Genomic DNA, 25,542 nt, shown 5'->3' on the forward strand with positions numbered 1-25,542 from the left:
CCCGGTGTTCCGGCTCCCCCAGGTTTGCGCCCGGACCGCCCCCGCCCGATCCCGTCCGCCCCCCGGTGCGGGCGGGTCTCCGGCTCGGCCCCGGCACGCGCTGAAGTCTGCCGTGGCCGGGGGCCCCGCAAGACCGTGAGAGCCCGCGGTGCCGCTGAGTAGAGCTACGCAACTCCACCGGGGGGCCGACGACGATGCTACGGGGGCGGGGAAGGGTTGTCAAAAACCGGGGCGCGGGCGCCCCCCCAACCCGGGGCCGGACCCCCCCGGGGGGGGCGGGGGGCGGGCGGGGGGGCCCCCCCCCCCCCCCCCCGGCGCCCCTCCGACCGATGGCCGGAACCGCCCGGTGTCAGATCGCCGCCACCCCGGTCTCCCCCGTCCGGACCCGCACCACGGAATCCACCGCGGTGACCCAGACCTTGCCGTCGCCGACCTTGCCGGTGCGGGCGGCACGCACGATCCCGTCGACGACCTCACCCACCGCCACGTCGTCCACGACGACCTCGACCCGGACCTTCTCCACGAAGTCCACCGCGTACTCGGCGCCGCGGTACACCTCGGTGTGGCCCTGCTGCCTGCCGTATCCCTGGACGTCGCTGACGGTCATGCCGAGCACGCCCAGCCTCCCCAGCGCGTCCTTGAGCGCGTCCAGCCTGCTGGGCTGGACGATCGCGGTCACCAGCTTCATGCGTTGCTGCCCTCCAGCTCGCGGTCGGCGCCGTCGGTGCGCACCGCCGGGCGGCGCGCGGAACGGCCGTCGCCGAAGTGGTACGCGGATTCGGCGTGCTCGGTCTCGTCGACGCCTTCGGCCTCGTCCTCCGGGCTCAGCCGGAAACCGACGGTGGCCTTGACGATCCAGGCCAGCAGCAGGCTCAGCGCGAACGAGTAGGCGAACACGACCACGGCGCCCACCGCCTGTCGCCACAGCTGGTCGAAGCCACCGCCGTAGAGCAGCCCGTTCACCCCGGCGGGCGCCGAACCGGAGGCGAAGAACCCGACCAGCAGGGTGCCGACCAGGCCGCCAACCAGGTGCACGCCGACCACGTCGAGCGAGTCGTCGAAGCCGAACCGGTACTTCAGGCTCAGGGCCAGCGCGCACACCGCGCCGGTGATCCCGCCGACCGCGATCGCGCCCAGCGGCGTCACCGACGAGCAGGCCGGGGTGATCGCCACGAGACCGGCGATGATGCCGGAGGCCGCGCCGAGCGTGGTGGCGTGACCGTCGCGCACCCGCTCCACCAGCAGCCAGGCCAGCATCGCCGCGCACGTCGCCACCAGCGTGTTCACCAGCACCACCGCCGCCGAGTTGTCGGCGGCCAACGCGGAACCGGCGTTGAAGCCGAACCAGCCGAACCAGAGCAGCCCGGCGCCGAGCACCACGAACGGCAGGCTGTGCGGCTTCCCGGTGCCCTTCGGCCAGCCCGCCCGCTTGCCGAGCACCAGCGCCAGGGCCAGCGCGGCCGCACCGGCGTTGATGTGCACCGCGGTACCGCCCGCGAAGTCGATGGCGGCGAGCCGGTTCGCGATCCAGCCGCCGACCGCGGTCACGTTCCCCGCATCGTCGGTCTCGTCGAACGCGAACACCCAGTGCGCCACCGGGAAGTACACGACGGTCGCCCACAACCCCGCGAACAGCAGCCACGGCCCGAAGCGGGCCCGGTCGGCGATGGCGCCGGAGATCAGCGCGACCGTCAGGATCGCGAACATGGCCTGGAAACCGGCGAACGCCAGCGTCGGGATCGTCCCGGACAGCTGGTCCTCGCCGAGCAGCCCGTCGAGCCCGAAGAACTGCACCGGGTCACCGAGCAGCCCGAGCCCGCCGAGGTCCCTGCCGAACGCGGCCGAGTACCCGAACAGCACCCACAGGACGCCGACGACGCCCATCGCTCCCAGACTCATCATGATCATGTTGAGCACGCCGCGGGCGCGCACCATGCCGCCGTAGAAGAAAGCCAGCCCTGGTGTCATGAGCAGCACCAGCGCGGCGCTGATCAGCACCCATGCGGTATCGCCTGAATTCACGTCGCCTCCCCGTGCGAACCGGTTGGGCGCATCCTGGGGAATGCCTGTTTCAGGCGATCCGTCCGCTCGTTTCCCCGCCGTGAACTGTCCGGGCCCTCGTGTTACGGCGACGTTCCCCGGTCACCACCAGGTCACGCGTCGAGCCGAGATCCGGCCGCCGAGTTCACTCCGCGCGCACCACGTTCAGCGAGGCCAGGACGGCGTCCCGATCGTTGATCGAGTCCAGCGCGTCCACCGGGAGCTCGAAGTAGTACAGCAGTTCCCGCAGCTCAGCGGCCTCTTCGGGGGACAGCGGGATGTTCTTCTCGCACAGCGTGCAAGCGATGCTGTCCAAGACCAGCCCGTGCTCCCCGGCCCGTGCAGCGCTCGACAGGTACGACGCGAAAACGCCCGGGGCCCGCCGTTGCACGGCGGACAGCAGATCGTCGACCCGATCCATGAACTCGTGCTCGTCCATGCTCATCGCTTCCTCCTCGGGTTTTCGATCACGCCTGGGCCGCCTTGCGGGAAGGTGGTCACCACCGATCCATCGGGATCCAGGATGACGACGATACGAACCCCGTCCCGAACACCGTTGACCAGCCAGCGCCCATCAGGTTCGTGCACTGGCGGCTGATCCGGATTCCGCCCCACGCTGCGCGCATTGTTCAAGATCAATTCCCGGTCCCATTCCGCCGGGAATTCGGTCTTGCCCGGAGCACCCGTGCCCGCGAGATGCCCGCCGCCCGTGCGGTCCCCGCCCAGGACGTGCGCCTCCCGCGCCGCCGTGATGTGCACCGAAGCCGGGTCGGGGTGCGGTTCGTCCACCGCGGCCCAGCCGTCGTACGGCGCGTCTCCCAGCCGCTGTTCGAGCCCTGCGTCCACCTGGGAGTAGACCCGGCTCTCGGAACCGATCTCGGTGTCCGAGCCCGCCCATTCCCGCAACCGGGCGGCGGCGCCGCTGTCGGCGAGGCGTGCGACGGCGACTTCCCGGTCGGCGTCGTAGTTGCTCTTGATCCGTTCCACGATCGCGAGCACCGCGAAGTACTCCCCGACGTCCACGGCGGCGGACGCCGCTTTCGCCCAGGGACCCGGTAGGTAGCCCAGGGCCGTGGCCAGGACGTCGAGGAACCGGTCAGCTTCACGCTGTTCGGCGAGCGTGCGCATGCCCTGCTGCGCTCGCTGGACGCCCTTCGCCAGTTCGCGGCACGACTGGGCGAGCAGGGTGGTGGTCGCCGTGACGGCGGGGAAGATCTGCGCGGTCCCGCACAGCTGGGACTTCGTCTCCCAGTACCCGCGAATCCGGTCGAACACCTCTCCCCGGTTGTCCCGCACGAGACCGTCGATCAGCGCGTCGCCTTCCGCCGAGATCTCGTGCAGCACTCCGACCAGGTGCTCCCATTCGCCCGCGGCGAACCGGAGCCGCTCCGGATACCCGTCCGGCCAGTAGTCGAACGCCCAGTCCGGGCGCGGTTGCGCAGGCGCGGCCGCGGCGCAGGACGGCGGCGGGGCGCTCGGACGCACCTCATCGACACCGAGCGCGGGCAACCGGTTCGGAACGCGGGAGCCGTGCCCGGCCGTGGAGGCGAGCTCGGAGTCGACGTAGTTGTTGCCGGTGTCCGTCATCCCCTGCGCGATCCCGCCGAGCACGTTCGTTGCGGCGCGCAACGTTCCCCACAACATCCGCACCGCGTGGTCGTACAACGATCGCCACGACGCCAGCACCGGATCCGCCCCGGCCATACCGGCCGCCGACTCGGCCAGGTTCCTGCTGATCCACGCCATGTTGTCGGCGAGACGCTGTTGGAGCCCGTAGAACGAGCGCGCCACGCGGCGGAGTTCCTCGACCGAGACGTCCACCTCGTCGGCGCCCGCGGACCCGCCCGCCGACATCGGCGCGGTGCCCGCCGGGCCTGCGGAACCGCCGGACGCGGCCGGGCCACCCCAGATACCGAGGTTGGCCCCATGCGCGTGCCGGTAGTTCTCGTCGATCTCCGCCAGCAGGCGCGCCAATGCGGCCAGGTTCAGGGCCATCTCGTCCGCGGCCCGCATCCACTCCGCCCGTGCCGCGTCGAAGCTCTCCGCGGCGACGCCCGACCAGCCGGCTCGGAGCGGACCCAGGTAGGCGTCGAGCCGGGCGAGCTGTTCCTCGATGTCGGCACCGGTGCCTTCGACCGAATGCCGCGCCTCGCCGAGCGAGGCGTACCGAACCGCGAACCTGTCCACTGCGCCCCTCCGCGAGCTGATCTTCAGGCATTCTCGCGGTCGAGCGACTCGGCGTTCAACCGGTTCCGGGGGGTTCGGGGGCCGGTCAGCCGAGGAGGGCGTCGACGAAGGCGGCGGGCTCGAAGGGGGCCAGGTCGTCCGGGCCTTCGCCGAGGCCGACGAGCTTGACCGGAACGCCCAGCTCGCGCTGCACCTGGAAGACGATGCCGCCCTTCGCGGTGCCGTCCAGCTTGGTGAGCACGATGCCCGTCACGTCCACGACCTCGGAGAACACCCGGGCCTGCACCAGCCCGTTCTGCCCGGTGGTGGCGTCCAGCACCAGCAGCACCTCGTCGACCTGGGCGCGCTTCTCCACCACCCGCTTGACCTTGCCGAGCTCGTCCATCAGCCCGGTCTTGGTGTGCAGCCGGCCCGCGGTGTCGATCAGCACCGCGTCCACGCCGCTGTCGGTGGCGCGGGAGACCGATTCGAACGCGACGCTCGCCGGGTCCTGGCCCTCGTTGCCGCGCACCACCTCGGCGCCGACCCGCTCACCCCAGGTGGCGAGCTGTTCGACGGCGGCGGCGCGGAACGTGTCGGCGGCGCCGAGCAGCACCCGGTGGCCGTCGGCGACCAGCACCCGCGCCAGCTTGCCGGTGGTGGTGGTCTTGCCGGTGCCGTTGACGCCGACGACCAGCAGCACCGCGGGCTTGCCGCCGTCGGCCGGGTCGCCGTGCGGCAGGGCGCGCACCGAGCGCTGCGCCTCGGTGCTCAGCGCGTCGATGAGGACCTCGCGCAGCAGCGCCCGCGCCTCGTCGGGGGTGCGCACGCCGCGCGAGGCGATCTCGGTGCGCAGCCGCTCCACGATCTCGGTCGTGGTGGCCGCGCCCAGGTCGGCCAGCAGCAGCGTGTCCTCGACCTCTTCCCAGGAGTCCTCGTCCAGGTCGCCCGCGCCCAGCAGGCCCAGCAGGCCCTGGCCGAACGTGGAGCGGGACCGGGACAGCCTGCCGCGCAGCCGCTCCAACCGGCCCGCGGTCGGCTCGATCTCCTCGACCTCGGTGACCGGTTCGGCGGCGGGCGCCGGTTCCGGCGGGGTCTCCACCCGTCCTTGGTCGGGCACGCGGGTCGCGGTGCCGGTCGAGTCGTCGCCGGGGATCTCGTCGGCGACGACCGAGCCACCGTCGGCGCCGTCCTGGACGCGTTCGGCGTCGGTCTCGGTCGCGCCGGAGCCGGTGTCGGTGTCGGTGTCGGTGGTGTCGGCGGGCTGCTCGCGGGGCGTGCCGGTCTCGGCCTCGACCTCGCCCTCGGCGGGCAGCGGCACGTCCACGATGCCGCGGCGCGCGCTGTCCCTCGGTTCCGCGGCGTCGTCGCCCACGCCGGGCTGGCCCTCGGTCTCCGGACGCTCCGGGACCGGGTGCTCCGGCTGGTCCGCCTCCGCGGGCGCGGCGGTCGCCCCGCCGCTGGAGAAGCTGAACCCGCCGCCCGCCTGGTACCCGCCGCCCTGCACCGCCGGGCGCTCCGCCTCCTGCTCGCGGAGGCTGATGCGGCGCCTGCGCGCCAGCACGATGCCGGCGACCACGGCCAGCACCAGCAGGACGGCGACGACAACGACGACCAGGATCAGGTTCGAGGTGGACACGGCGCCCATCCTCGCACCCGCCCGGAGCAGCAGCGGGACAACCCCAAGGTGGGCGATTCACCAACAATGGCGGAAAGGCGCTTGCGTCCCCCAGCTCGGTGCAATACACCACTGAGCATGTCCTCATGGCGAGTCCTCGGCCTGCTCTCCGGCACGTCGATGGACGGCATCGACGTCGCCGCCGCCGAGCTGAGCACCGCGGGCGACGGCGTCGTCGAACTGCGGCCGCTCGGGTTCGCCGAGGTCCCCTACCCGCCCGCGCTGCGCGAACGGCTGCAGGCCGCGCTGCCACCGGCGGCCGTGGACGCGCGGGAGTTCTGCGTGCTCGACACCGAGGTCGGCCGCGCCTTCGCCGACGCGGCCCGGCACGGCCTCGCCGAGTTCGGCGGCGCCGACCTGATCTCCTCGCTCGGCCAGACGCTCTACCACTGGGTGGAGGACGGGCGGGCGCGCGGCACCACCCAGCTCGGCAGGCCCGCGTGGATCGCCGAAGCCACCGGGTTGCCGGTGCTCGCCGACCTGCGCGCCCGCGACGTCGCCGCGGGCGGGCACGGCGCGCCGCTCGCCGGGGTGCTCGACGCGCTGTGGCTCGCCGACCGGCCGGGGCCGGTCATCGCGCTCAACATCGGCGGCATCGCCAACATCACCGTCGTCGGCGGCCCCGAACCGCTCGCCTACGACACCGGGCCCGGCAACGCGCTGCTCGACGCCGCCGCCGCGCGCGTCACCGGCGGTGCGGCGGCCGGCGACGTCGACGGACGGCTCGCCGCTGCGGGGCGGGTGCGGCCGGAACTCCTCGAACGGTTGCTCGCCGACGCCTACTACCGGGCGGAGCCGCCGAAGTCGACCGGCAAGGAGCACTTCAACGCCGCCTACCTCGACGAGGTCCTGCGCGGCACCGACCTCGACGGGCCCGACCTGCTCGCCACGCTCACCGAGCTCACCGCCGCCACCGTCGCCGACGCCTGCCACCGGCACCGCGCGCGCGAGGTCGTCGCCTCCGGCGGCGGGGTGCGCAACCCGGCGCTGCTGGCCGCGCTGCGGCGCAGGCTCGGCACCGGGGTGGACCTGCACGTCAGCGACGACCTCGGGTTGCCCGCCGCGGGCAAGGAGGGTTACCTCGCGGCGCTGCTGGGCTGGCTGACCTGGAACGGGCTGCCCGGCAACGTGCCCGGCACGACCGGCGCCGACGGCCCCCGGCTGCTCGGCTCGCTCACCCCCGGAACCGGACCGCTGCGCCTGCCCGAACCCGCGGCCGGACCGGTGCGGAGCCTGCGCATCACCCACCCCACGACACTGGAGGCCGAATGAGGTCGATCGATCTCATCGTGATCGGGCTGTACCTGGTCGCGATGCCGCTGCTGGGCCTGCTGCTCAGCGGCAGGCAGCGCAGCTCGCAGGAGTACTTCGTCGGCAGCCGGACCCTGCCGTGGTGGGCGGTGTGCTTCTCCGTCGTCGCCACCGAGACCTCGACGCTGACCGTGATCAGCGTGCCGACGGTCGCCTACCTCGGCACCTTCACCTACCTCCAGCTGGCCATCGGGTACCTGATCGGCCGCGTCGTGGTGGCGTTCGTGCTGCTGCCCAAGTACTACGCCGGGAACCTGGTCAGCGCCTACGAATTCCTCGGGCAGCGGTTCGGCTCCGGGTTGCAGGGCACCGCGTCGGTGACCTTCCTGATCACCCGGCTGCTCGCGGACGGGCTGCGGCTGTTCGCCACCGCGATCCCGGTGAAGGTGATGCTGGAGGTGTTCGGCCTCAGCGTCTCCTACTGGCAGATCGTGCTCGCGCTGTCGGTGCTGACCGTGATCTACACCTACCTCGGCGGGATCAAGGCCGTCGTGTGGGTCGACGCGATCCAGATGTTCGTCTACGTGGCCGGTGCGGTGCTGGCCGCGGTGGTGCTCGCGGGCGAGCTGCCCGGGGACTGGGTCTCGACCGCCTGGGAAGCGGGCAAGTTCCAGCTGTTCGACTTCGGGTCGTCCATCGTCACCGAGCAGTACGCGTTCTTCACCGCGGTGATCGGCGGCGCCGTGTTCGCGATGGCCTCGCACGGCGCCGACCAGCTGATGGTGCAGCGGCTGCTGTCCTGCCGGAACCTGCGGGACAGCCAGCTCGCCCTGATCACCAGCGGGGTCGTGGTGGCGGTGCAGTTCGCGCTGTTCCTGTTCATCGGCACCCAGCTGTGGTCCTTCTACCAGGGGGCCGATCCCGCGTCGTTGGGCATGGGCAGCGACGACGAGCTGTTCCCCCGGTTCATCGTGACCGAGCTGCCGCCCGGCGTGTCCGGGCTGCTGATCGCCGGCATCCTCGCCGCGGCGATGAGCACCCTGTCGTCCTCGCTGAACTCGCTGTCCACCTCCACCGTCAGCGACCTGTACCGGCGGATCGGGGGCAGCGGGGCGGACGATTCGAGCGTGCTGCGGCTCGGCAAGATGTGGACGCTGATCTGGGCGCTGGTGTTCGTGGTGTTCGCGTCCCTGTTCAGCAGCACCGACAACCCCGTCGTGGAGATCGGGCTGAGCATCGCCAGCTACACCTACGGCGCGCTGCTCGGCGCCTTCCTGCTGGGGCTGCTGGTGAAGCGGGCGCGGCAGAGCGACGCGATCATCGCCTTCGTGGCGACGCTGGTCGTGGTGCTCGTCCTGGCGTTCGGCGTGACGTTCCCGGACGGCGAGGGCGGCGAGGCGTCGCTGGCGTTCCCGTGGTTCACGCCCGTCGGGGTGATCGTCACGCTGCTGGTCGGCGGCCTGCTGTCGCTGCGGCACCCGGCGCCGCCCGAAGCGGAGAAGGTGGCGGCCACCGCCGACTCCGCCTGAAACCGCCGGTGAACGGCCCGCTCGCGGTGCGGGTGAGCCGTTCACCGCCGGTCGTCCTGCGCAATGCTCGCTGTTATTAGTGGCTGAAGCGTGATCAACGATCATCGCTGATCGTCGGACCGGGATCCCGGTGCTGGTCAGGCGCCGTCCTGGTCGGAATCGGCGGAGAGCACGATCGACGCCAGGTAGCCGTCGTCCTCCGGCACCACCTTCAGCAGCATCGAATCCTCGAAGATGTTGTCACCGTCGTTGAACGTGTCCCGCCCGGTGTGCTCGCTGTACGGGGCCCGCGCGAACACCGCCGAGTTCAGCTGCTCGTCGAACATGAGCTGGCTGGTCAGCACCCGCTCGTTGCTGACGTGCACCATCACGTGGACGTGCACCGTGCGGCCGGTGTACCAGCCGGGCCAGATGGTGGTGAACTCGACGACGCCGTCGGCGTTGCTGACCTGGGCGCCGCGCAGGTAGCGCTTGTCGTCGGTGGGCACCAGGTCCTGGTCCCCGCCGCCCCCACCGGGTCCTCCACCGCCCGGCTTCTCGCCGTCCTCCGGCGGCGGTCCCGGCGGCATGCCCCCGCCGCCGCCGGAGGACTGGGACTCGGCACCCGAGTACAGCCCGGCCGCGTCGCAGTGCCAGATCTCCACGACCGCGTTCGGCAGCGCCGCGCAGGTCTCGCTGTCCTGCACCTTCAGCGCCAGCCGCAGCCGCACGCCCTGCCGGTCCTCCCGGATGTCGCTGCGGACCTTGTCCGCGTCGAAGTAGTACGGCCCCTGCGTGGTGTCCGGGGTGAGCGTGCAGGTGTTCACGCCGGAGAACAGGTCCGACGCGTCCGCCGCGGTCTGCGGGGTGAGCGCTTGGCTCTCCCCCGTGGAAGTGGTGACGGTGGTGCTGCCGCCCGCCTGCGAGCCGCAGGCCGCGAGCAACGTGCCCAAGCCGATCGAGCCGACGCCGGCGAACATCGATCGCCTGCTGACCCGCTGCCCTTCGTGGTGGTCCGACATGCCGCCCTCTTTCGCAGTCTCGTTCGCGGAACGAGTTCGAAGTTAGAGCGGCGAGCTGCGAGGAGGCTGGGAACCGGCTGCGAGATCACCGGGCGTGCGGGGTCAGCTCCCGGCGGAGTCCTCGGGTGCGGCGGCGTCCTGCTCGGGAGCCGGGTCCTCCTGCGCCGGATCTTCCTGCGCCGGGTCCTCCTGCGCTCCAGCGGGAGCCGCGTCCTGCGCTCCAGCGGTGGCCGGGGCCTCCTGCGCCGACGTGGGCGCCGCGTCCGCGGGCACCGCGCCGTCGGCCACCGCCTCCGGCGCGGGCCCCTCGCCGGACTTCCCGGTTTTCCCGCCGCGCAGCCGCTGCGAGATGACCGTGGTGATCCCGTCCCCGCGCATGCTCACGCCGTAGAGCGCGTCGGCAATCTCCATCGTCGGCTTCTGGTGCGTGATGATGAGCAGCTGCGAGGTGCTGCGCAGCTGGTCCAGCAGGATGATCAGCCGCCGCAGGTTCGTGTCGTCCAGCGCGGCCTCGACCTCGTCGAGCACGTAGAACGGCGACGGGCGCGCCCGGAAGATCGACACCAGCATGGCGACCGCCGTCAGCGACTTCTCCCCGCCGGACAGCAGCGACAGCCGCTTGACCTTCTTGCCCGGCGGCCGCGCTTCCACCTCGATGCCGGTGGTGAGCATGTCGTCCGGGTCGGTGAGCACCAGCTTTCCGTCGCCGCCGGGGAACAGCACCGAGAACACCTTCTCGAACTCGGCGGCGACGTCGTGGAACGCGGACTGGAAGACCTCCAGGATCTTCTCGTCGACTTCCTTCACGACGTCCAGCAGGTCGCGGCGGGTGGACTTGATGTCCTCCAGCTGCGTGGACAGGAAGCGGTAGCGCTCCTCCAGCGCCGCGTACTCCTCCAGCGCCAGCGGGTTGACCTTGCCCAGCAGCGACAGGTCCTTCTCGGCGCGCTTGGCGCGGCGTTCCTGGGTAGCGCGGTCGTAGGGCACCGACGGCGGCATGGTGACCTCTTCGCCGCGCTCCTTCGCCGCCTCGTACTCGGCGACCTCGGCGGGACTCGGCGGGACCGGGACGGTGGGGCCGTACTCCTCGGCGAGGTCGTCGAGGCCGATGCCGAAATCTTCGATGATCTTCGATTCGAGCTGTTCGATGCGCAGCCGCTGCTCGGCGCGCACCACCTCGTCGCGGTGGACCGCGTCGGTGAGCTTTTCCAGCTCGCCGCTGAGCTCCCGCACCCGCGCGCGCACCGCGCCCAGCGCCTGCTCGTGCTCGCTCTGCAACGCCTGCGCGGTGTCGCGTTCCTCGGTGGCCGCCCGCAGCGACACCGCGATCCGTTCCAACGCGGCTTCGGCACCGTCCACGACGGCCTTCGCGACGCGGGCGCCGCGCTCCCTGGCCTGGCGGGCCGCTTCGGCGCGGGCGCGGGCCTCGCGCTCCTGCCGGGCGGCGCGGCGCAGCTGGTCGGCGCGTCCCTGCACGGCGCGGGCGCGTTCCTCCGCGGTGCGCTGGCCGAGGCGGGCGTCCATCTCCTCCTGGCGCAGGGTGCCGAGCTCGCCGCCGAGCCGGTCGCGCAGCTCCGTGTCCGGTTCGGCCTGCTCCTCCTGCTCGTCCTTGACGGCGGCGAGGCGCTCCTCCAGCTCCGCCAGCGAGGCCAGCGCCTGCTCGCGGGACTGCTCGACCTTGGCGCGCTGCTGGCGGACCCGCTCCACCTCGGCCACCGCGGACTGGGCGGCCTTGCGCAGGCTGGAGACGCGTTCGGAGCTGCGGGCCGCGGCGACCTTCGCCTCGTTGATCTGCTCCTGCACGGCGCGGACCTCGTCGCGGCGGGATTCCTCCTCGGCGCGGGCGCCCTCCAGCGCCGCCGAGTGCTGCTCCTGGCGGCGCTGCGCGGCGGCCAGCTCCTGCTCGGCCTCGGCGACGGCGGCCTGCACCTCGATGACGCTCTGCCCGTCGTCGGAACCGCCGGTGGCCCAGTGCCCGCCGAGCACGTCGCCGTCGCGGGTCACCGCCCGCACTTCGGGATTCCGCCGCACCACGTCGCGGGCGGCGGCGAGGTCGTCGACCACGGCCATCCGGTCCAGCGCCGTGGTCACCGCCGCGCGCAGCCCGTCCGGGGCGCGCACCAGGTCCACCGCCCAGTCCGCTCCCGCGGGCAGCTGCGGCCAGCCGGTGCGGTCCGGTTCGGCCGTGCCGCCGACGAGCACCCCGGCCTTGCCCGCGGCGTCGGACTTGAGCAGTTCCAGGGCGCGCACCGCATCGTCCACCCCGGACACGGCCACGGCGTCCGCGACGGCGCCGAGCGCCGCGGCCAGCGCCGCTTCCGCACCGGTGTCCACGGTCAGCAGCGCCGCCACCGAACCGAGCAGGCCCGGCACCTTCTCCCCCGCGCCGAGCAGCGCGCCCGCGCCGTCCTTGCGGTTCAGGCCCATCGACAGCGCCTCGACCCTGGCCTGCCAGGACGCGATCTCGCGCTCGGCGGCGCGTTCGGCCTTGACCAGCTCCTCCACCCGGGAGCGGGCGGCGTCCCGGGCCGCGGCCGCGTTCGCCTGGCGCTCCGGAAGCCCCGCATCATCGGATTCCTGGCCGCCGCTCTCCGCTTCGGCGTCGGCGAACGCCGTCTCGGCGACCTCGGCGCGCTCCTGCGATTCGGCGAGCGAGACGTTCAGCCGCTCCAGCTCGTCGGAGGTGGCGCTCGCCTTGCTGCGCATCGATTCGACCTGGCCGGAGAGCCGGGCTACGCCTTCGCGGCGGTCGGCGATGGCGCGGACCGCAGCCATGTGCTCGCGCTCGGCCTCCTTGAGCCGGTCCTCCAGCTCGGAGCGGCGGCGCACCACCTCGGCGAGGACCTCGCGGGCGGTCTCGACCTCCTCGCGGAGCTCGATCTCCTGCTCGGCGGCCTCTTCCGCTTCGGCGTCGAGCTGGTCGGGGTCGCGGCCGGTGCGCTGCTCGGTGTTCTGCGCGGTGAGGTGCTTGTGCCGTTCCGCGGCGAGGCGCAGCGTGCCGTGCAGCCGCTCCTCCAGCGCGGACAGCCGGTACCAGGTGTCCTGGGCGCGGTGGAGTCGCGGCGCGTCGGCGGCGACCTTCTCCTCCAGCCCCTTCTCCTCGGACTGGGCGAACTGCAGGCCGCGCTCGACCTCGGCGCGCTTGGCCTTCGCCTCTTCCTGGTCGGCCTGGTCGCGGGCCAGCTCGGCGCGGGAGGACAGCAGGTCGTCGGCGATGAGCCGCAGCCGGGCGTCGCGCAGGTCGGCCTGCACGGTCTGCGCCTTGCGGGCGATCTCGGCCTGCTTGCCGAGCGGCTTCAGCTGGCGGCGCAGCTCCCCGGTGAGGTCGGTGAGCCGGGTCAGGTTGGCCTGCATCGCGTCGAGCTTGCGGAGCGCCTTCTCCTTGCGCTTGCGGTGCTTGAGCACGCCCGCGGCCTCCTCGACGAGCCTGCGGTGCTCGTCCGGCTTGGCCTGCAGGATGGAGGCGAGCTGGCCCTGGCCGACGATGACGTGCATCTCACGGCCGATGCCGGAGTCCGACAGCAGCTCCTGCACGTCCATCAGGCGGCAGCTGTTGCCGTTGATCTCGTACTCGCTGGCGCCGTCCCGGTACATCCGGCGGGTGATCGACACCTCGGTGTACTCGATGGGCAGCGCGCCGTCGGAGTTGTCGATGGTGAGCGTGACCTCGGCGCGGCCCAGCGGCGCGCGGCCGGAGGTGCCGGCGAAGATGACGTCCTCCATCTTGCCGCCGCGCAGGTCCTTGGCGCCCTGCTCGCCCATCACCCAGCGCAGCGCGTCCAGCACGTTCGACTTGCCGGAGCCGTTGGGCCCGACCACGCAGGTGATGCCCGGTTCGAAGCGCAGCGTGGTGGCCGAGGCGAAGGACTTGAACCCTTTGAGCGTCAGGCTCTTCAAGTGCACGGCTGCGATCGACCTTTCCGCGAGTGCTGCCTGCGTGCGGCGTTCGGCAGAGCCTACCCGCCGCGATGTTCACCACCGGCGGAACCGGGCCGGGCGGGGCGGGTCAGCGTTCGACGAAGCCCGTGCGGTCGCCCTTCGGCTCGGACCACTGCTCGGCGACGTGCTCGACCTCGCCGGGGGTCCCGCCGGAGCGCAGCGCCGCCAACAGCCGCTCGCAGGCGTCCCGCGGACCTTCGGCGACCACTTCGACGCGGCGGGCGGGCAGGTTCGTGGCGCTGCCGACCAGGCCGAGTTCGAGGGCGCGGGCCCGGGTCCACCAGCGGAATCCGACGCCGTGCACGTGCCCGTGCACCCAAGCCGTCAGCCGGGCCTGCTCGGTGGTGGCGGAGGTGTCGTCGAGATCGCTCACACCTCGCATGATGCCCGCCGCGCGGGGCCGCGCCGACCGCACCCCGCACGCTCCGCGACCACACGTCACCCGAAGGTGTGCCCACGGTGGATTTTCGCGGTGAATCACCAGCGCACGGCCCGGGTGATCGACTGCGCGCGCGGAACCCGGCCCGAACGGGGCTTGCCCAGGCGGCTACCGTGTCGCGAGATCCACGCGCTACGTCCGGAACGTCGACTTCCGCCCGAACCGGACGCCGCCGGTAGCAGCGGCACGGGTGCGCCGGCCCGTGCCGTCGGGACTGAACGAGTGGGACACGATGGACCCTTTAGCACCTGACCCCGCCGCGCAGGCCGGGGAACCGACCGGGACGCGGTCGCGAAGACTCGCCCTGTGGGCGACGACCGGAGTGGTCGTGGCCACCGGTTTCGCCGCCTCCGCGGCCGTCGTCGTCGGTGACCAGCAGCGCGAAGCCGCCGAGCAGTTCCCCGCGGTCTCGCCGAGCGGGACGACGCTGCTGACCACCACGGGCTACCCGGGGGTGCCGCGGCCGGTGGGACCACCGCAGCTGGCACCGCCCCCGCCGCCGGGCACCTCCCCCGCCGACACCGCGTCGAGCGAGGTGGAGGAGACCGGCGAGACCTCCGCGAGCACCTCGCAGCCGCCGGACGACGGTTCCGCACCGCCGCCACCGCCGCGCCCGACCTGGGTTCCGCCGGACACCGGCACCCCGAAGCCGCCGCCTCCGCCGCCACCGACCACGTCGGAGCCGGAGCCGCCGCCCACCACGTCGAGCCCGCCGACGTCTCCGCCGGACACCTCGGAGCCCACGACGCAACCGCCGACGGAGTCCAGCGGCTCCTCCGGTCCCTCCGCCTCGCGCACCGAGGAACCGACCACCCGCAGCAGCTCCGCGGAGGAGCCGACGACCTCGGCCACCCCCTCGGCGGACGTGACCGGCTGACCGGTCCCGGCCGTTCGGCCGGGGCGGTTGCCCCGTTCGCCCGGCACCGGCGGTCGAACGGTGCATTCCCGCGCACTGCGGCGGAAGGGTTCGACCGCGCCGTGCTAAACACGAAGCGCACGTCCCCGAACGCGCCGCGCCGACCGCTCCGGCCGGGCGAGCCGCACGCGGCTGCTCGCGCGCACGAACCCACCTCCACGAGGCACCCACGATGAGCGAATCAGAGGCGACCCCCGCTGCCGGTGGCAAGCGGGGGCGCAAGCAGCTGCGCCCCGACCCGGCCGACGGCCCGGTCGCCGCGTTCGCCTACCGGTTGTGCGAGCTCAAGGAATCCGCCGGCGACCCGTCGTACGACCGGATGCGCGCCGATTTCGGGGCCGCCGCGTCGAAGTCGGCGCTGTCCTCGGCCGCGCGCGGGCAGGACCTGCCGTCCTGGGAGACGACGTGGGAGTACGTGCGCAGCCTCGCGGTCGGCGCGCTCGGGCAGGACGCCGAGACGGTCCGCCGCGAGTGGTCCCGCCGCTGGGAGCACGCCCGCTCCGCCGCGGAGCAGCCGTCCGCGGCGGAACCCGAACCCGCGGTGCGGCGCGACCCTCCCGCCACCGAACCCGACCCGGAGTCCGGGCCCGACCGGGCGCGCCGCCGCGGCTGGATCCTGGCCGGCACCGGCGCCGCGGTGGTGCTGGTGGCCGCCGCGCTCGGCTGGTACCTGCTGTCCGGCCCGGAGCGCCCCATCCCGGGCGACGCGTCGGTGATGCTGGGCGAAACGGTGCCGGACGAGACGCCGATCCCGGCGGGGACGAGCTTCGTGAAGTCCTGGGACATCAAGAACGTGGGCCGCGTGCCCTGGACCGGGCGCTACCTGGAGCAGACCGGCGAGCGGATCGGAGACGCCGACTGCACCGCGCCGCAGCGCGTGTGGATCCGGGACACCCCGGCCGGCGAGCAGGTGCGGATCACCGTTCCGGTCGTGGCCGGGGAGAAGACCGGCCAGTGCAAGATCGCCTGGAAGATGGTCGACGAGAACGGCGACCTGTTCTTCCCCGACCAGGCGCTGCGCCCGGTGTTCTTCGACATCCGCGTGACACCGGGCTCCGCCTGAGCAATTCCGGAGGGGGTGCCTCCGCCCGCGATTCCGGGACGAAGGCACCCGCCGTCCGCATTCCCCAGGGGTTGGTCTCGGATTCCCCATGTCCGCGCCTCTCCCGGTGGTTCGAGTGATCGCCGCAGACGTACCGGTCGCGGAATTCCGCGGCCGGTTCCCCACGTGCGGCGATCGCTCCGGCAACCTGCGGGCGATCCCCCAGAAGGTCGTCCACCGCTGCCGTACCGACTACGTTGCCAGCCGCTGCGGGCCGCGTCGAGCGATCATTGGCCGCGACCGCCGGAAGCAATGTCCGCGCAGGTAAGCGAATTGTCCACGGGACAAAACAGGCTCACGCCGGGTCGCCGGTGACGAGCAGGTCGGCCCGCGCCCGGGTGGGTGACACGAGGTCGGCGTTGCGCTCGTCGCTGCGCAGCACCCAGTCCCGCGCCTCCGCCGGGGAACGGCCGTAGCGCACGTGCCGGGCGATGAGCCGGGAAAGGCGTTCGCCGTCGTCCGGGGCGAGGAACCACGATTCGTCGAGCAGTTCCCGAACCCCGTCCCACGGCGGTGAGTCCAGCAGCAGGTAATTGCCTTCGGTGATCACCAGCGGCGTTTCCGGGTGGACCGCGATGGAACCCGCGTACGATTCTTCGACCTCGCGGTGGAATTCGGGCGCGTACACCGTTTCGCCGCCTTGGTCCCGGATCCGGCGAAGCAGCGCCACGTACCCGGCGGCGTCGAACGTGTCCGGAGCGCCCTTCCGGTCGTGGCGGCCCAGCCGGCGCAGTTCGGCCTCGGCGAGGTGGAAGCCGTCCATCGGCACCAGCACGGCCGCCGGTCCGAGCTCGGCGAGCACCGCGTCGGCGACGGTGCCCTTGCCCGCGCCGGGCGCGCCGGTGATGCCGAGGACGCGCCGGGTGCCGTCCGCGGCGAGCGCGCGGGCACGGCGGACGAGTTCGTCGAGCGCGACGGTGCTCATGCGCGGGCCTCCCCGCGCAGCGAGGTCTCGATGTCCTCCAGGCTGCGGCCCTTCGTCTCCGGCAACTTCCGGTAGAGGTAGGTGAGGCCGATGATGCCGAGCACCCCGTAGATCCAGAACAGTCCGGTCGCGGTGAACGCGTTGATCAGGGTGAGCACCGAGATGGAGATGACGAAGTCCAGGCCCCAGTGCGTGACGGTCCCGATGCTGGAGGCCTTGCCGCGCACCGCGGTCGGGAACACCTCGCTGTTGACCAACCAGATGGCGAGCCCGAGGCTGGCGGCGAACGCGGCCTCGTAGAGCATCAGCCCGATCGTCAGCAGCGTCCCGAGCCCCTGCACGCTCGGCAGCAGGTACAGCGCGCCGAGCCCGAACAGCACGACGATGACGACGCTCGTGCCGCCGATGAGCAGCGGCCGCCGCCCGACCCGGTCGATGAGCAGCAGGGCGATCGCGGTGAACACCATGTTGGTGGCGCCGATGCCCACCGAGGAGAGGATCGCCGCGGAGTCGCCAAGCCCGGCCTGCTTGAGGATGGTCGGCGCGTAGTAGATGACGGCGTTGACGCCGACGAGCTGGTTGGTGGCGGCGACGGCCACGCCGAGCAGCACCGCGGGCCGCAGCCGCGGGCCGAACAGGTCGCGGTAGGTGAACCGGCGCTCCTCCCGCATCGTCTCGCCGATCTCGGCGAGCTCCGCTTCGGCCTCCTCCGGGGTGCGGGTGCGCAGCAGCGCGGCGCGGGCCTGCTCGGTGCGGCCGCGGGACAGCAGCCAGCGGGGGCTCTCGCCGAGCCCGAGCAGCCCGAACAGCATCAGCAGCGACGGCACGGCGGCCAGCCCGAGCATCCAGCGCCACCCGCCGTCGGCGGCGAACGCGTAGCCGACCAGGTAGGACGCGAAGATCCCGATCGTGATCATGAGCTGGTTCATCGACACCAGGCGGCCGCGCAGCGCCGGCGGCGCGATCTCGGCGATGTAGGTGGGCACCACCAGGGAACTGGCGCCGATGGCGAGGCCCAGCACCACGCGCGCCACGATCAGCACGGTCACGTTCATCGCGAGCGCCGACAGCAGCGCGCCCGCGGTGAACACGGCCGACACCAGCAGCAGGGTGCGCTTGCGGCCGAAGCCGTCGACGACGCGGCCACCACCGAGGGCGCCCGCGATCGCGCCGAGCAGCAGGGAGGCGACGACGACCTCCTGCATGCCGTCGCCGAGCCCGAAGGCGGGGGCGATGTAGAGCAGCGCGGCGGAGATGACGCCGGTGTCGTAGCCGAACAGCAGTCCGCCGAGCGCGGCGATGGTGGCGGCGCCGACGACGGCGCCGCGTCCGGCCCCGGGGGTGGGTGTGGCTGCGGTGCTCATGCTCGGTGCGTCCTCCTGGGTCGATCTTCCGCCGCTCGGCCGACGAGACGCTAGATGACGGCGGTCGTGATGACCAGCGTTGGTGCCGAGCGGGGGTGCGGCAACCGGCGGGGGCCGCTCGGAGGCGGTGCGGGCCCGCGAGCGAGGTCTCCCGGGACGTGCGGGAGACCTCGGTTCCGGGCGCCCGGCTCAGTCCTCGACGGTCTCCGCGACCAGCTCGCGCACGTACTCCGCGAGCCGCTGGTTGTCGCAGGGCGCGACCGTGCTCCACAACCGGCCGTCGCCGCTGGCCCGCACGCTGTGCAGGTAGCGGCCGTCCGGTGTGTCGTGGAACCCGACGACGCGGTCCGCGCGACGCGGCGCGGCCGACCGGCTCCGCACGTGCTCCACGCCGAACTGGCCGCGCATGCCCATCCCGTCGGCCATCCGCGCCAGGACCGCGGCGTCGTCGGCCACCACGCCGTGCCCGCGCAGCTCGTCCTCGAACACCCGCAGGTCCTGACCCGCGCGGGCGCTCGCGTCCAGCAGCACGTCGTTCGGCACGCTCACCGGCCGCCCGCCGCCCGGCGGGCCGTCCCCGGCGACGGACACGACGGCTTCGGGCAGCGAGCTCCCCCGCACCGGCGTGAACTCGACGACGTCACCGTCGACGACCGTGACCAGTCCCGCGCCGCCGTTCGCCGAGCCCAGCGCCCGGATCGACCGGTCCGGGGCCCAGATCCGCAGGTCGACCGACAGCTGCGGCCGGTCCAGCAGCACCAGCAGGTCCGCGAAGTCCTCGTCCAGCCGGTCCGTGCCGGGTTCGGCGAGCCGCCGCGCCCGCAGATCCGCCCACACCTGCGCGACCAGCCGGGCGCGCTCGGTGTGCGTGGCTCCGGGGCTGGGCACCGTGAGCACCGCGTGCCTGCGCGCCGTCAGCCCCTCCGACTCGCACGCCACGTCGAACTCCAACGCGGACAGCACGATCTGCTCGCCATCGGCTCCGGGACGCACCGTCAACCCTGCTTCTTCCGGTCATCGGCGTCCGGCTCGGGGTCCGCGCCGAACACCGGCGGGGCCACCAAGCGGTTGTCGTCGAACGGGGTTTCCTCTTCGTAGTACTTGTTCTCGTGCTCGGCGTCCTCGTCGGACTTGCCCTGGCCCCGGGTCGCCGCCGGGCCCATCGCCGAACCCGGTGCGGGCTTGCTCGTCGCCGAGCCGCCTGCCGTGCGCCCGGCCGTGGTGTCCCCCGGGCCGCCGATGCCGGACGAGCCGCCGCGCAGCGAACCGCCCTTGCCCTTGTCGGCGCCCGCCGAACCACCGCGCACGCTGCCCTCGGGCGCACCGGCCTTGCCGCCGAGCATCTTGCTCGCCGCGACCGCGCCGATCCCGGCGACCGCCGCCCCACCGGCACCGATGCCGAGCACGCCGCCCAGGCCGGTGCCCGGTCCGCCGTCCTCGTCGGGGTGCGGCCGCGAACCGGGGCCGCCGTCCGCGCCGTCGTGCGGTTCCTCGTCGGTGCCGCTGCGGCCGCCCGGCGCGCGGCCACCACCCGGCACGCCGCCCGGGCTACCGCCGGGGCTCCCACCGGGCCGACCGCCGATCACGCCACCGCCACCCGGGTCCGAGCCGCCGCCGACGCCGCCCGGCATCGACCCGGCCGAACCCGGCGTGGCGAACGCGCCGATCCCGCCGCCCGCGGTGCCGCTCGCCGTCGCCGACTGCGCGGACACCGCCGCGGGCTGCATCTCCGGCATCGGCTGGAAGTTCTCCGCCTGCGACACCGTGGTGTCCCGGTACGACGTCAGGGCCTGCTGCGCGACCTGCTTGCGGCCGTCGATCTTCTTGGCCTCTTCGTCGTAGTCGCTGGTGTAGCCGAAGTAGCCCAAGCCCTTCTCGAAGATGTTCTCGGACTTGTCGTTGTGCATCTCCGACTGGTTCGGCAGCGTGTTCTTCGCCGACTCGTAGCCGCGGCCCTGCGCCTCCACGCTCGTCGCCGAGGTCGCCAGCGGATCCTGCGACTGCTGCATCACCGCCGACTGCTGCTTCGTCGCCTCTTGCGCGATCGAGCCCGCGTTGCCGGTCCACTCGATCTCCAGCTTGCCGAGCTCCACCCGCAACGTCTCGTCCAGCTCCGTCACGATCTGCGCGCACTGCTGCAGCGCCGAGGCGGCCTGGTCCATCGACTCGGTGCCCCGGCCGTCCTTGATCCGGCCGATCCACCCCAGCAGCTCCGGGATGTCGAAACCCTCGAAGCGCAGGTTCCTGATCGGGTTCAAATCCTCCACACCGGCCCCCTGGATTCCGCTCTCTCAGCCCTGCGCCTGCAGGTTCGACACGGCGAACTCCGCCGCCTGCTTGGCTTTGGCGCACATGTCCTGGTTGGTCAGCTCATCGCCCCCGAGCCAGGAGAGTCCAGCTTCCAGAGTCTCTCCTTCGGCAACGTCGACCGCGACGACGCACCCTAGGCTTTCAGCACCGGGGACCTGCGATCGAACGGCACCGAAACCGCTGTCGAGCGTATCGGTGGTCGCAGTGCCGCCTGAGGTTTCGGCAAGACGATCTTGGATGCTCATCGGTGCGACCGAGAGGAGGACACCGATGCTCGGCGACGCGCCCGATTCACTCAGCCACGAGCATCCAGGGAAGTCCTGTTCGTTGAGCTTCGGGGCCGGGTTACCTCCTCCGACACCGAGTTGATCCAGCTGTTCCGGCTGGATCAACTTGCAGATCTGAGCCTCATCGAGGCCCGAGACAGGTAGGTCCCGGGGGCGGTTCGGCAAATCCGGACCGGTCTCCGGATCGGGTGCGGCCTGTCCTTGTTGCGGATCTGCGGGTTCGGCTTCATTGAGCGCACACCCACCGACCAAGAACGGCAGCAGGCCCGAGAGAACAGCGACACGCACTCCGCGCCTGGTCACATACTTCGTCACGTGCGCTCCCCCGACTGCTTGAACGAGGCGGCGATCTCCTCTTCGTCGATGCCGTACTGCCTGGCGACCTCTTCGAGCTGCTCCCCGAGCTGCTCAACGCCCTGCACATAACCGATCAAACGCCGGTAATGCGAATCTCCCTCTCCCAAAAGATTCGCGTTCCAGACCCGGGCTGCCGCCACGCTGACCTCATCTGAGGCTGAAGGAAGGACACGCAGGTTCTCTGCGAGTCGATTCAACCGGTCTTTTGCGCTCGACGCCGCTTCTCCGATCACCCGGCGCGCCGCCAGGACGTTCTCCGGGGTGACGGTGATGGTCTGGCCGGGCCCGCCCGGGGCGGGGGGCGGTGCTGGTGCGGTCATCGCGGGGAACCCCCTAGTCGCGGCTGCTGATCACCAGTGCGACGCAGACAGTAGCAGCGGCGGTTCCACCCCAGACCCGACTTCCACCAACTTCACACCGACCGCACAGCCACCACCCGAACGGGCCCCGACCATCGTCGGAGGCGAGATCGTCGAGCGCATCCGGTCGCGTCCTCCCCGTTCCCGACTCCTCCCGGCCCAGCCCCCACGACCTTCCACATCACGACGTCCCTGAACTGCGCGCAGCCCCGCGCCTGCAGGTTCGACACCGCGAACTCCGCCGCTTGCTTCGCTCTGGCGCACATGTCCTGGTTGCTGACGGTGCCGGTCAAGGTCGGGCTGTAGAAGACCTCCAGCGTCTCGCCTTCCGCCACATCGACGTCCACCCGACATCCGAGCGCCTCCAACCCCGCGCTCCCCTGCCCCTGCTTGGCGGGAACTCCTGCGATCGCATACGACGCGGCCATGTCCGGGAAAGGCTCGTCGGACCGGTCATAGGCTCCCTCGATGCCCTTGCTCAAAGCTTCGATCTCGACCGAGATATCAGGCTCTGCACCGGGCACGCTCAGCCAGACACAACCTGGTGCTTCTCCGGGAGCCGTCGGACCCGAACGTCCCACTCCCACCTGGGTCTGCTGCTCCGGGGTGAGCAAGCCGCAGATGTCCGCGCTCTGCCTGTTCACGACCGCGAGCTCCCGAGGTCGTTCCGGAGCGGGCTGGGGTGCCGGAGCCGAGATGTCAGGGCTTGCCACCTGGCCCTTATCTCCACCCAGTGCACACCCGGTCCCGACAAACCCGACCACCGCGAACACCACGGCCCAACGAACGACACCGAAAAGCACCTGCACGTCCTCCTACAACTGAGCCTCGCTCGACCGGAACGAAGCCGAGATCTCCTCAAACGAAGCCTTCGGAAGCGCGCCTGCGCGCTGACCGCCTGCCGGTCAGGCAGGTGTCGCTACCGGGATGCCCGAGCCTCCTGGCGCCGACGTTCGTAGTCGGTCCAGGTCAACGCCCCGGGTTCGGTGGTGCCCGCCCATTCGTCGCGCCAGAGCATCTGTTCGATCACCGAGCCGCTGCCGACCAGGGCCGGGTCATCCGGCATGTCGAGCGCATCGACCGGATCGTTGGCGGGCGGGCCGGTCAGGGTCGGATAGATCCGGACGTGCGCGAGTCCGCAGGGATGCTCGGGCGTCCCGCCCCACGCCTCCTTGCGCGCCGCGTTCACCAGCACCCGCCAGCCACGATCGTGCAGTGCCTCTCGAATCACCAGCAGCGCCGTGAACACGTCACGTCCTGTGGCGGTGAGTTCCCCACCGGTCGGACCGGCCAACGTCAACTGCACTTCCCCATCGGCTGTCCTGAACCAGCTGACCGTGGTCTGCTGGATCTCGGTCTGCTCCGGATCGTCCGGTGACGGGCCGATGACGTACACGCCGCGCTCGTTGGGCTGGTGCTGCACTGTTGCCTCTTCTTCCTCCGCGCACGGCCGTGCGGGCCGTTCATCGCGTGCTCTTCCCGCGACGTCGTCAACTCGGCTGCTGTTCCTCAGTCCGCGGCTTGCGTTTGGGCTGGCACCAGGCCGGCGGGGTGGTGCCAGCCCAGTCGTGGTACCACCGGGTCTGCTGGCTCACCGATGCCCAGTGCGCCTTGCGCAGATCTCCGGGCGGCGTCCCCAGCACATCGACCTGTTCGGGAAGGGGCGGGCCGGTGAGGTCGGGGTAGAACCGGACGTGCGCGATGCCGCAGGGGTGCTGCTCCGTGCCGTGCCACGCCCCGCGTAGCGAGCCGTTGACCAGCACTTCCCACCGCCGCCGCCAGGACTCCATCCGCAGGTTCTGCAGCGCGGCGAGCAGATCGGCACCGTGGTCGTCGAACTGGACCCCGGGAGCGCGCACCCGCAGGTGAACGCCGCCCTCCGCGCGGCGGCCCCACTCCGCGACGCCCTCCTGCAGCGCCTGCTTCGTCGGGTCTTCCGGTGACGGACCGGCGAGGAAAATGGGCTCGGAATGGGGGAGTTCTGGAACCGCGGCCTCGGCGGCCTCCTGCTTCCGCGTCGCGCTCATCTCGCGCATGGAGCGGTCGAACTCGGTCCAGTTCATCTTGCCCGGCCGCGTCAGGCCCGCCCACTCCTCCCGCCACAAGATCTGCTCGGTCACGAGCATTCCGCGCTCGCCCAGCTCGGTCGGCGGACCGAGCGCGTCGAGCGGCTCCGTGGTCGGCGGGCCTGCCAGGTCGGGGTAGATCCGCACCTCATCCACTGCGCAAGGGTGTTCCTCGGTCGGCCCCCAAGCGTCGCGGCGGGCGGCGTTGACGACCACCTGCCACTTCAGTTCCTGCAACTCTGCGCGCACCAGCATGAGGGCTTTGAACAGGTTCGGCTCCACCGCGTGGTGCGCGCCGAACGGGCCGGACAGCTCAAGTCCGACCTGGCCATCGGAGGTGCGGGACCAGGTGGCCACCGCAGGTTGGAAGTCCATCTCCGCGGGGTCACCGTCGACCGGCCCGAACACGTCCACTTCACGCGCCGAAAACCCGTTCTTGTTCACCGCAGCACCGGTTTCCGCGGTCATCTCGCTCCCTGCTCATCAAACCAGCGGCGCAGTTCAGCCACCTTCTTCACCTGTTCCGGGAGGTCCCGAGAACCCGGTGGAACTCCGGGCGTTCGGGGTCGGCGGCGTCGGGCCGTGCACCGGCAAGGGCGCAGCCGACCGCCCGGGGGACCCATCACGTCGTCTTCCTCGATCGGTTCGCCATCGGTCACACGCGATTCGACGCTAGGCCGTGGCCAGAGTTGAGGTGGACCGCGTAATACCGCTGCGCGACGTCAGGCGCGTACGGGGTGTTCTTCCTCGCGCGGATGTCGCGGTCGCGCTCGGTCCACGTCCGCCGTCCGGCCGGTGTGGTGCCCGCCCACTCGTGCTGCCATGCGACTTGCTCCACGGGCATCGACCACGGCATTTCCGCGAATCTTCCCGGCGGTGTGCCCAACGCGTCGAGCTGCTCGGTCAGCGGAGGTCCGGTGAGGCTGGGGTAGATCCGGATGTGCGCAAGCCCGCAGGGATGCTGCGGGGTGCTTCGCCACGCGCCGAAGAGCGCGCCGTTGACCAACACTCCCCAGTCCTCGGCGAGCAGCTCCTGCCGCAGGTCCTGCAGCGTCGTGAACACATCGGGGCCGTGGCCGTCGATCCGGCCGAACGGTCCGCGCAGTCGCAGGTGCACGCCGCCTTCCGGCCGCCGCCCCCACTCCGCGACGCCTCGGTGCATTTCCGAGCGCTTCGAGCCGTCCGGCGAAGGTCCGATCAAGGGCACCGGTTCGGAGTGGGTGAGTTCCGGTGCAGTGGCCGCGATCGTCCGCTGTTCGCGCTCGTCCCGCTCCCCTCCACTTCTCGCCGCCGCGCCTGCTCCGGATCGTCCGGAACGGCGTTCGAATTCCGTCCAGGTGAGCCCGTCCGGCGGGATGGTGCCCGCCCATTCCTTGTGCCAGAGCGTCTGCTCGATCACCGAACCGCTGCGGACCAGGGCCGGATCGTCCGGCATGTCCAACGCATCGACCGGATCGGCGGCGGGCGGCCCGGTCAGGCTGGGGTAGATCCGGACCTGCGCGAGACCGCACGGATGCTCCGGAGTTCCACCCCACGCCTCCCTCCGAGCCGCGTTCACCAGCACCCGCCAGCCGTCGTCGTGCAGCATCTCGCGGATCGCCAGCAGCGCCGCGAACACGTCGGGCGCCTTGACCGTGATGTCGCTGTCCGGTGGCGGTCCCACCATCGTCATCTGGACCCGGCCGTCGTCCGCGAGGAACCAGCTCAATTCGGCCCGCTGGATCGTCATCGCGTCCGGATCGTCCGGCAACGGCCCGGCGACGTGGATGCTCCGGGTGTTCTCCGCGCCTTGCGCTTGCTCGTGCATCGATCC

General features: G+C 72.0%; 22 protein-coding genes. 3 read left to right on the plus strand and 19 right to left on the minus strand.

What is annotated here, in order from left to right; all coding sequences use genetic code 11:
* Nucleotides 1-349: 349 nt before the first annotated feature.
* The 5 genes from LCD33_RS08535 to ftsY form a co-directional block, all read right to left on the minus strand.
* Nucleotides 350-688, minus strand: coding sequence for a P-II family nitrogen regulator (locus LCD33_RS08535; protein ID WP_224958787.1), 339 nt, complete (start codon nt 686-688; stop codon nt 350-352).
* On the minus strand, nt 685-2,022 hold the full coding sequence (locus LCD33_RS08540; RefSeq protein WP_224958785.1) for an ammonium transporter: 1,338 nt from the start codon (nt 2,020-2,022) through the stop codon (nt 685-687). Before LCD33_RS08540 ends, LCD33_RS08535 begins: the two co-directional genes overlap by 4 nt.
* A gap of 163 nt (nt 2,023-2,185) precedes the next feature.
* Nucleotides 2,186-2,485 carry a hypothetical protein gene (locus LCD33_RS08545; protein WP_224958784.1) on the minus strand — a complete coding sequence of 100 codons (300 nt, stop codon included), beginning with the start codon at nt 2,483-2,485 and terminating at the stop codon, nt 2,186-2,188.
* A complete protein-coding gene (locus LCD33_RS08550) occupies nt 2,482-4,227 on the minus strand; it encodes a WXG100 family type VII secretion target (protein WP_224967696.1) in 1,746 nt (581 codons plus the stop codon). The genes LCD33_RS08545 and LCD33_RS08550 overlap by 4 nt, the downstream gene beginning before the upstream one ends.
* 85 nt (nt 4,228-4,312) lie before the next feature.
* Nucleotides 4,313-5,845, minus strand: coding sequence for a signal recognition particle-docking protein FtsY (ftsY, locus tag LCD33_RS08555; RefSeq protein WP_374108131.1), 1,533 nt, complete (start codon nt 5,843-5,845; stop codon nt 4,313-4,315).
* A gap of 117 nt (nt 5,846-5,962) precedes the next feature.
* On the opposite strand from ftsY, the gene LCD33_RS08560 reads away from it, so the two are divergent.
* Complete coding sequence (locus LCD33_RS08560) at nt 5,963-7,156, plus strand: anhydro-N-acetylmuramic acid kinase (protein ID WP_224958781.1); 1,194 nt, start codon at nt 5,963-5,965, stop codon at nt 7,154-7,156.
* Complete coding sequence (locus LCD33_RS08565) at nt 7,153-8,664, plus strand: sodium:solute symporter (RefSeq protein ID WP_224958780.1); 1,512 nt, start codon at nt 7,153-7,155, stop codon at nt 8,662-8,664. Before LCD33_RS08560 ends, LCD33_RS08565 begins: the two co-directional genes overlap by 4 nt.
* A gap of 137 nt (nt 8,665-8,801) precedes the next feature.
* Here LCD33_RS08565 and LCD33_RS08570 read toward each other — a convergent pair whose 3' ends face one another.
* The 4 genes from LCD33_RS08570 to LCD33_RS08585 form a co-directional block, all read right to left on the minus strand.
* A complete protein-coding gene (locus tag LCD33_RS08570) occupies nt 8,802-9,665 on the minus strand; it encodes a protocatechuate dioxygenase (protein ID WP_224958779.1) in 864 nt (287 codons plus the stop codon).
* Between the two features lie 102 nt (nt 9,666-9,767).
* A complete protein-coding gene (gene smc / locus LCD33_RS08575; protein WP_224967692.1) occupies nt 9,768-13,568 on the minus strand; it encodes a chromosome segregation protein SMC in 3,801 nt (1,266 codons plus the stop codon).
* A 103-nt stretch (nt 13,569-13,671) separates the two neighbouring features.
* The gene (locus LCD33_RS08580; RefSeq protein ID WP_374108132.1) at nt 13,672-13,977 is read right to left on the minus strand and encodes an acylphosphatase; all 306 of its coding nucleotides are present in this window, start codon (nt 13,975-13,977) and stop codon (nt 13,672-13,674) included.
* Between the two features lie 510 nt (nt 13,978-14,487).
* Nucleotides 14,488-14,895, minus strand: a complete 408-nt coding sequence (locus LCD33_RS08585; protein ID WP_224958776.1) for a hypothetical protein — start codon at nt 14,893-14,895, stop codon at nt 14,488-14,490.
* A gap of 236 nt (nt 14,896-15,131) precedes the next feature.
* Here LCD33_RS08585 and LCD33_RS08590 point away from each other — a divergent pair, with 236 nt between their 5' ends.
* Complete coding sequence (locus LCD33_RS08590) at nt 15,132-16,022, plus strand: NBR1-Ig-like domain-containing protein (RefSeq protein WP_224967688.1); 891 nt, start codon at nt 15,132-15,134, stop codon at nt 16,020-16,022.
* Between the two features lie 334 nt (nt 16,023-16,356).
* Here the strand turns inward: LCD33_RS08590 and LCD33_RS08595 are convergent, their stop codons facing one another.
* The 10 genes from LCD33_RS08595 to LCD33_RS08640 all read right to left on the minus strand — a co-directional run bounded on the left by LCD33_RS08595 (nt 16,357) and on the right by LCD33_RS08640 (nt 25,536).
* The gene (locus tag LCD33_RS08595) at nt 16,357-16,986 is read right to left on the minus strand and encodes a nucleoside/nucleotide kinase family protein (protein WP_224958774.1); all 630 of its coding nucleotides are present in this window, start codon (nt 16,984-16,986) and stop codon (nt 16,357-16,359) included.
* A complete protein-coding gene (locus LCD33_RS08600) occupies nt 16,983-18,350 on the minus strand; it encodes a sugar porter family MFS transporter (RefSeq protein ID WP_224967686.1) in 1,368 nt (455 codons plus the stop codon). The genes LCD33_RS08595 and LCD33_RS08600 overlap by 4 nt, the downstream gene beginning before the upstream one ends.
* Before the next feature lie 189 nt (nt 18,351-18,539).
* Nucleotides 18,540-19,343, minus strand: coding sequence for an ESX secretion-associated protein EspG (locus tag LCD33_RS08605; protein WP_224967700.1), 804 nt, complete (start codon nt 19,341-19,343; stop codon nt 18,540-18,542).
* 2 nt (nt 19,344-19,345) lie between these two features.
* A complete protein-coding gene (locus LCD33_RS08610; protein WP_224967684.1) occupies nt 19,346-20,617 on the minus strand; it encodes a hypothetical protein in 1,272 nt (423 codons plus the stop codon).
* Between the two features lie 24 nt (nt 20,618-20,641).
* Complete coding sequence (locus tag LCD33_RS08615; RefSeq protein ID WP_224977704.1) at nt 20,642-21,262, minus strand: DUF3558 domain-containing protein; 621 nt, start codon at nt 21,260-21,262, stop codon at nt 20,642-20,644.
* Nucleotides 21,259-21,624, minus strand: coding sequence for a PE domain-containing protein (locus LCD33_RS08620; RefSeq protein ID WP_224958769.1), 366 nt, complete (start codon nt 21,622-21,624; stop codon nt 21,259-21,261). The genes LCD33_RS08615 and LCD33_RS08620 overlap by 4 nt, the downstream gene beginning before the upstream one ends.
* A 92-nt stretch (nt 21,625-21,716) precedes the next feature.
* Nucleotides 21,717-22,472, minus strand: a complete 756-nt coding sequence (locus LCD33_RS08625; RefSeq protein WP_308011251.1) for a DUF3558 domain-containing protein — start codon at nt 22,470-22,472, stop codon at nt 21,717-21,719.
* 110 nt (nt 22,473-22,582) lie between these two features.
* Nucleotides 22,583-23,086: a hypothetical protein gene (locus LCD33_RS08630; protein ID WP_224958768.1), complete on the minus strand. Its 504-nt coding sequence runs from the start codon at nt 23,084-23,086 to the stop codon at nt 22,583-22,585.
* A 67-nt stretch (nt 23,087-23,153) separates the two neighbouring features.
* Nucleotides 23,154-24,197, minus strand: a complete 1,044-nt coding sequence (locus LCD33_RS08635; RefSeq protein WP_224958767.1) for a hypothetical protein — start codon at nt 24,195-24,197, stop codon at nt 23,154-23,156.
* A gap of 187 nt (nt 24,198-24,384) precedes the next feature.
* Nucleotides 24,385-25,536 (minus strand): hypothetical protein, encoded by a 1,152-nt coding sequence (locus LCD33_RS08640; protein WP_224958766.1) that lies wholly within the window; start codon nt 25,534-25,536, stop codon nt 24,385-24,387.
* Nucleotides 25,537-25,542 lie beyond the last annotated feature (6 nt).

Origin of the sequence: Saccharopolyspora sp. 7B, assembly GCF_020177435.1 — a bacterium.
Taxonomy (GTDB): domain Bacteria; phylum Actinomycetota; class Actinomycetes; order Mycobacteriales; family Pseudonocardiaceae; genus Saccharopolyspora_C; species Saccharopolyspora_C gregorii.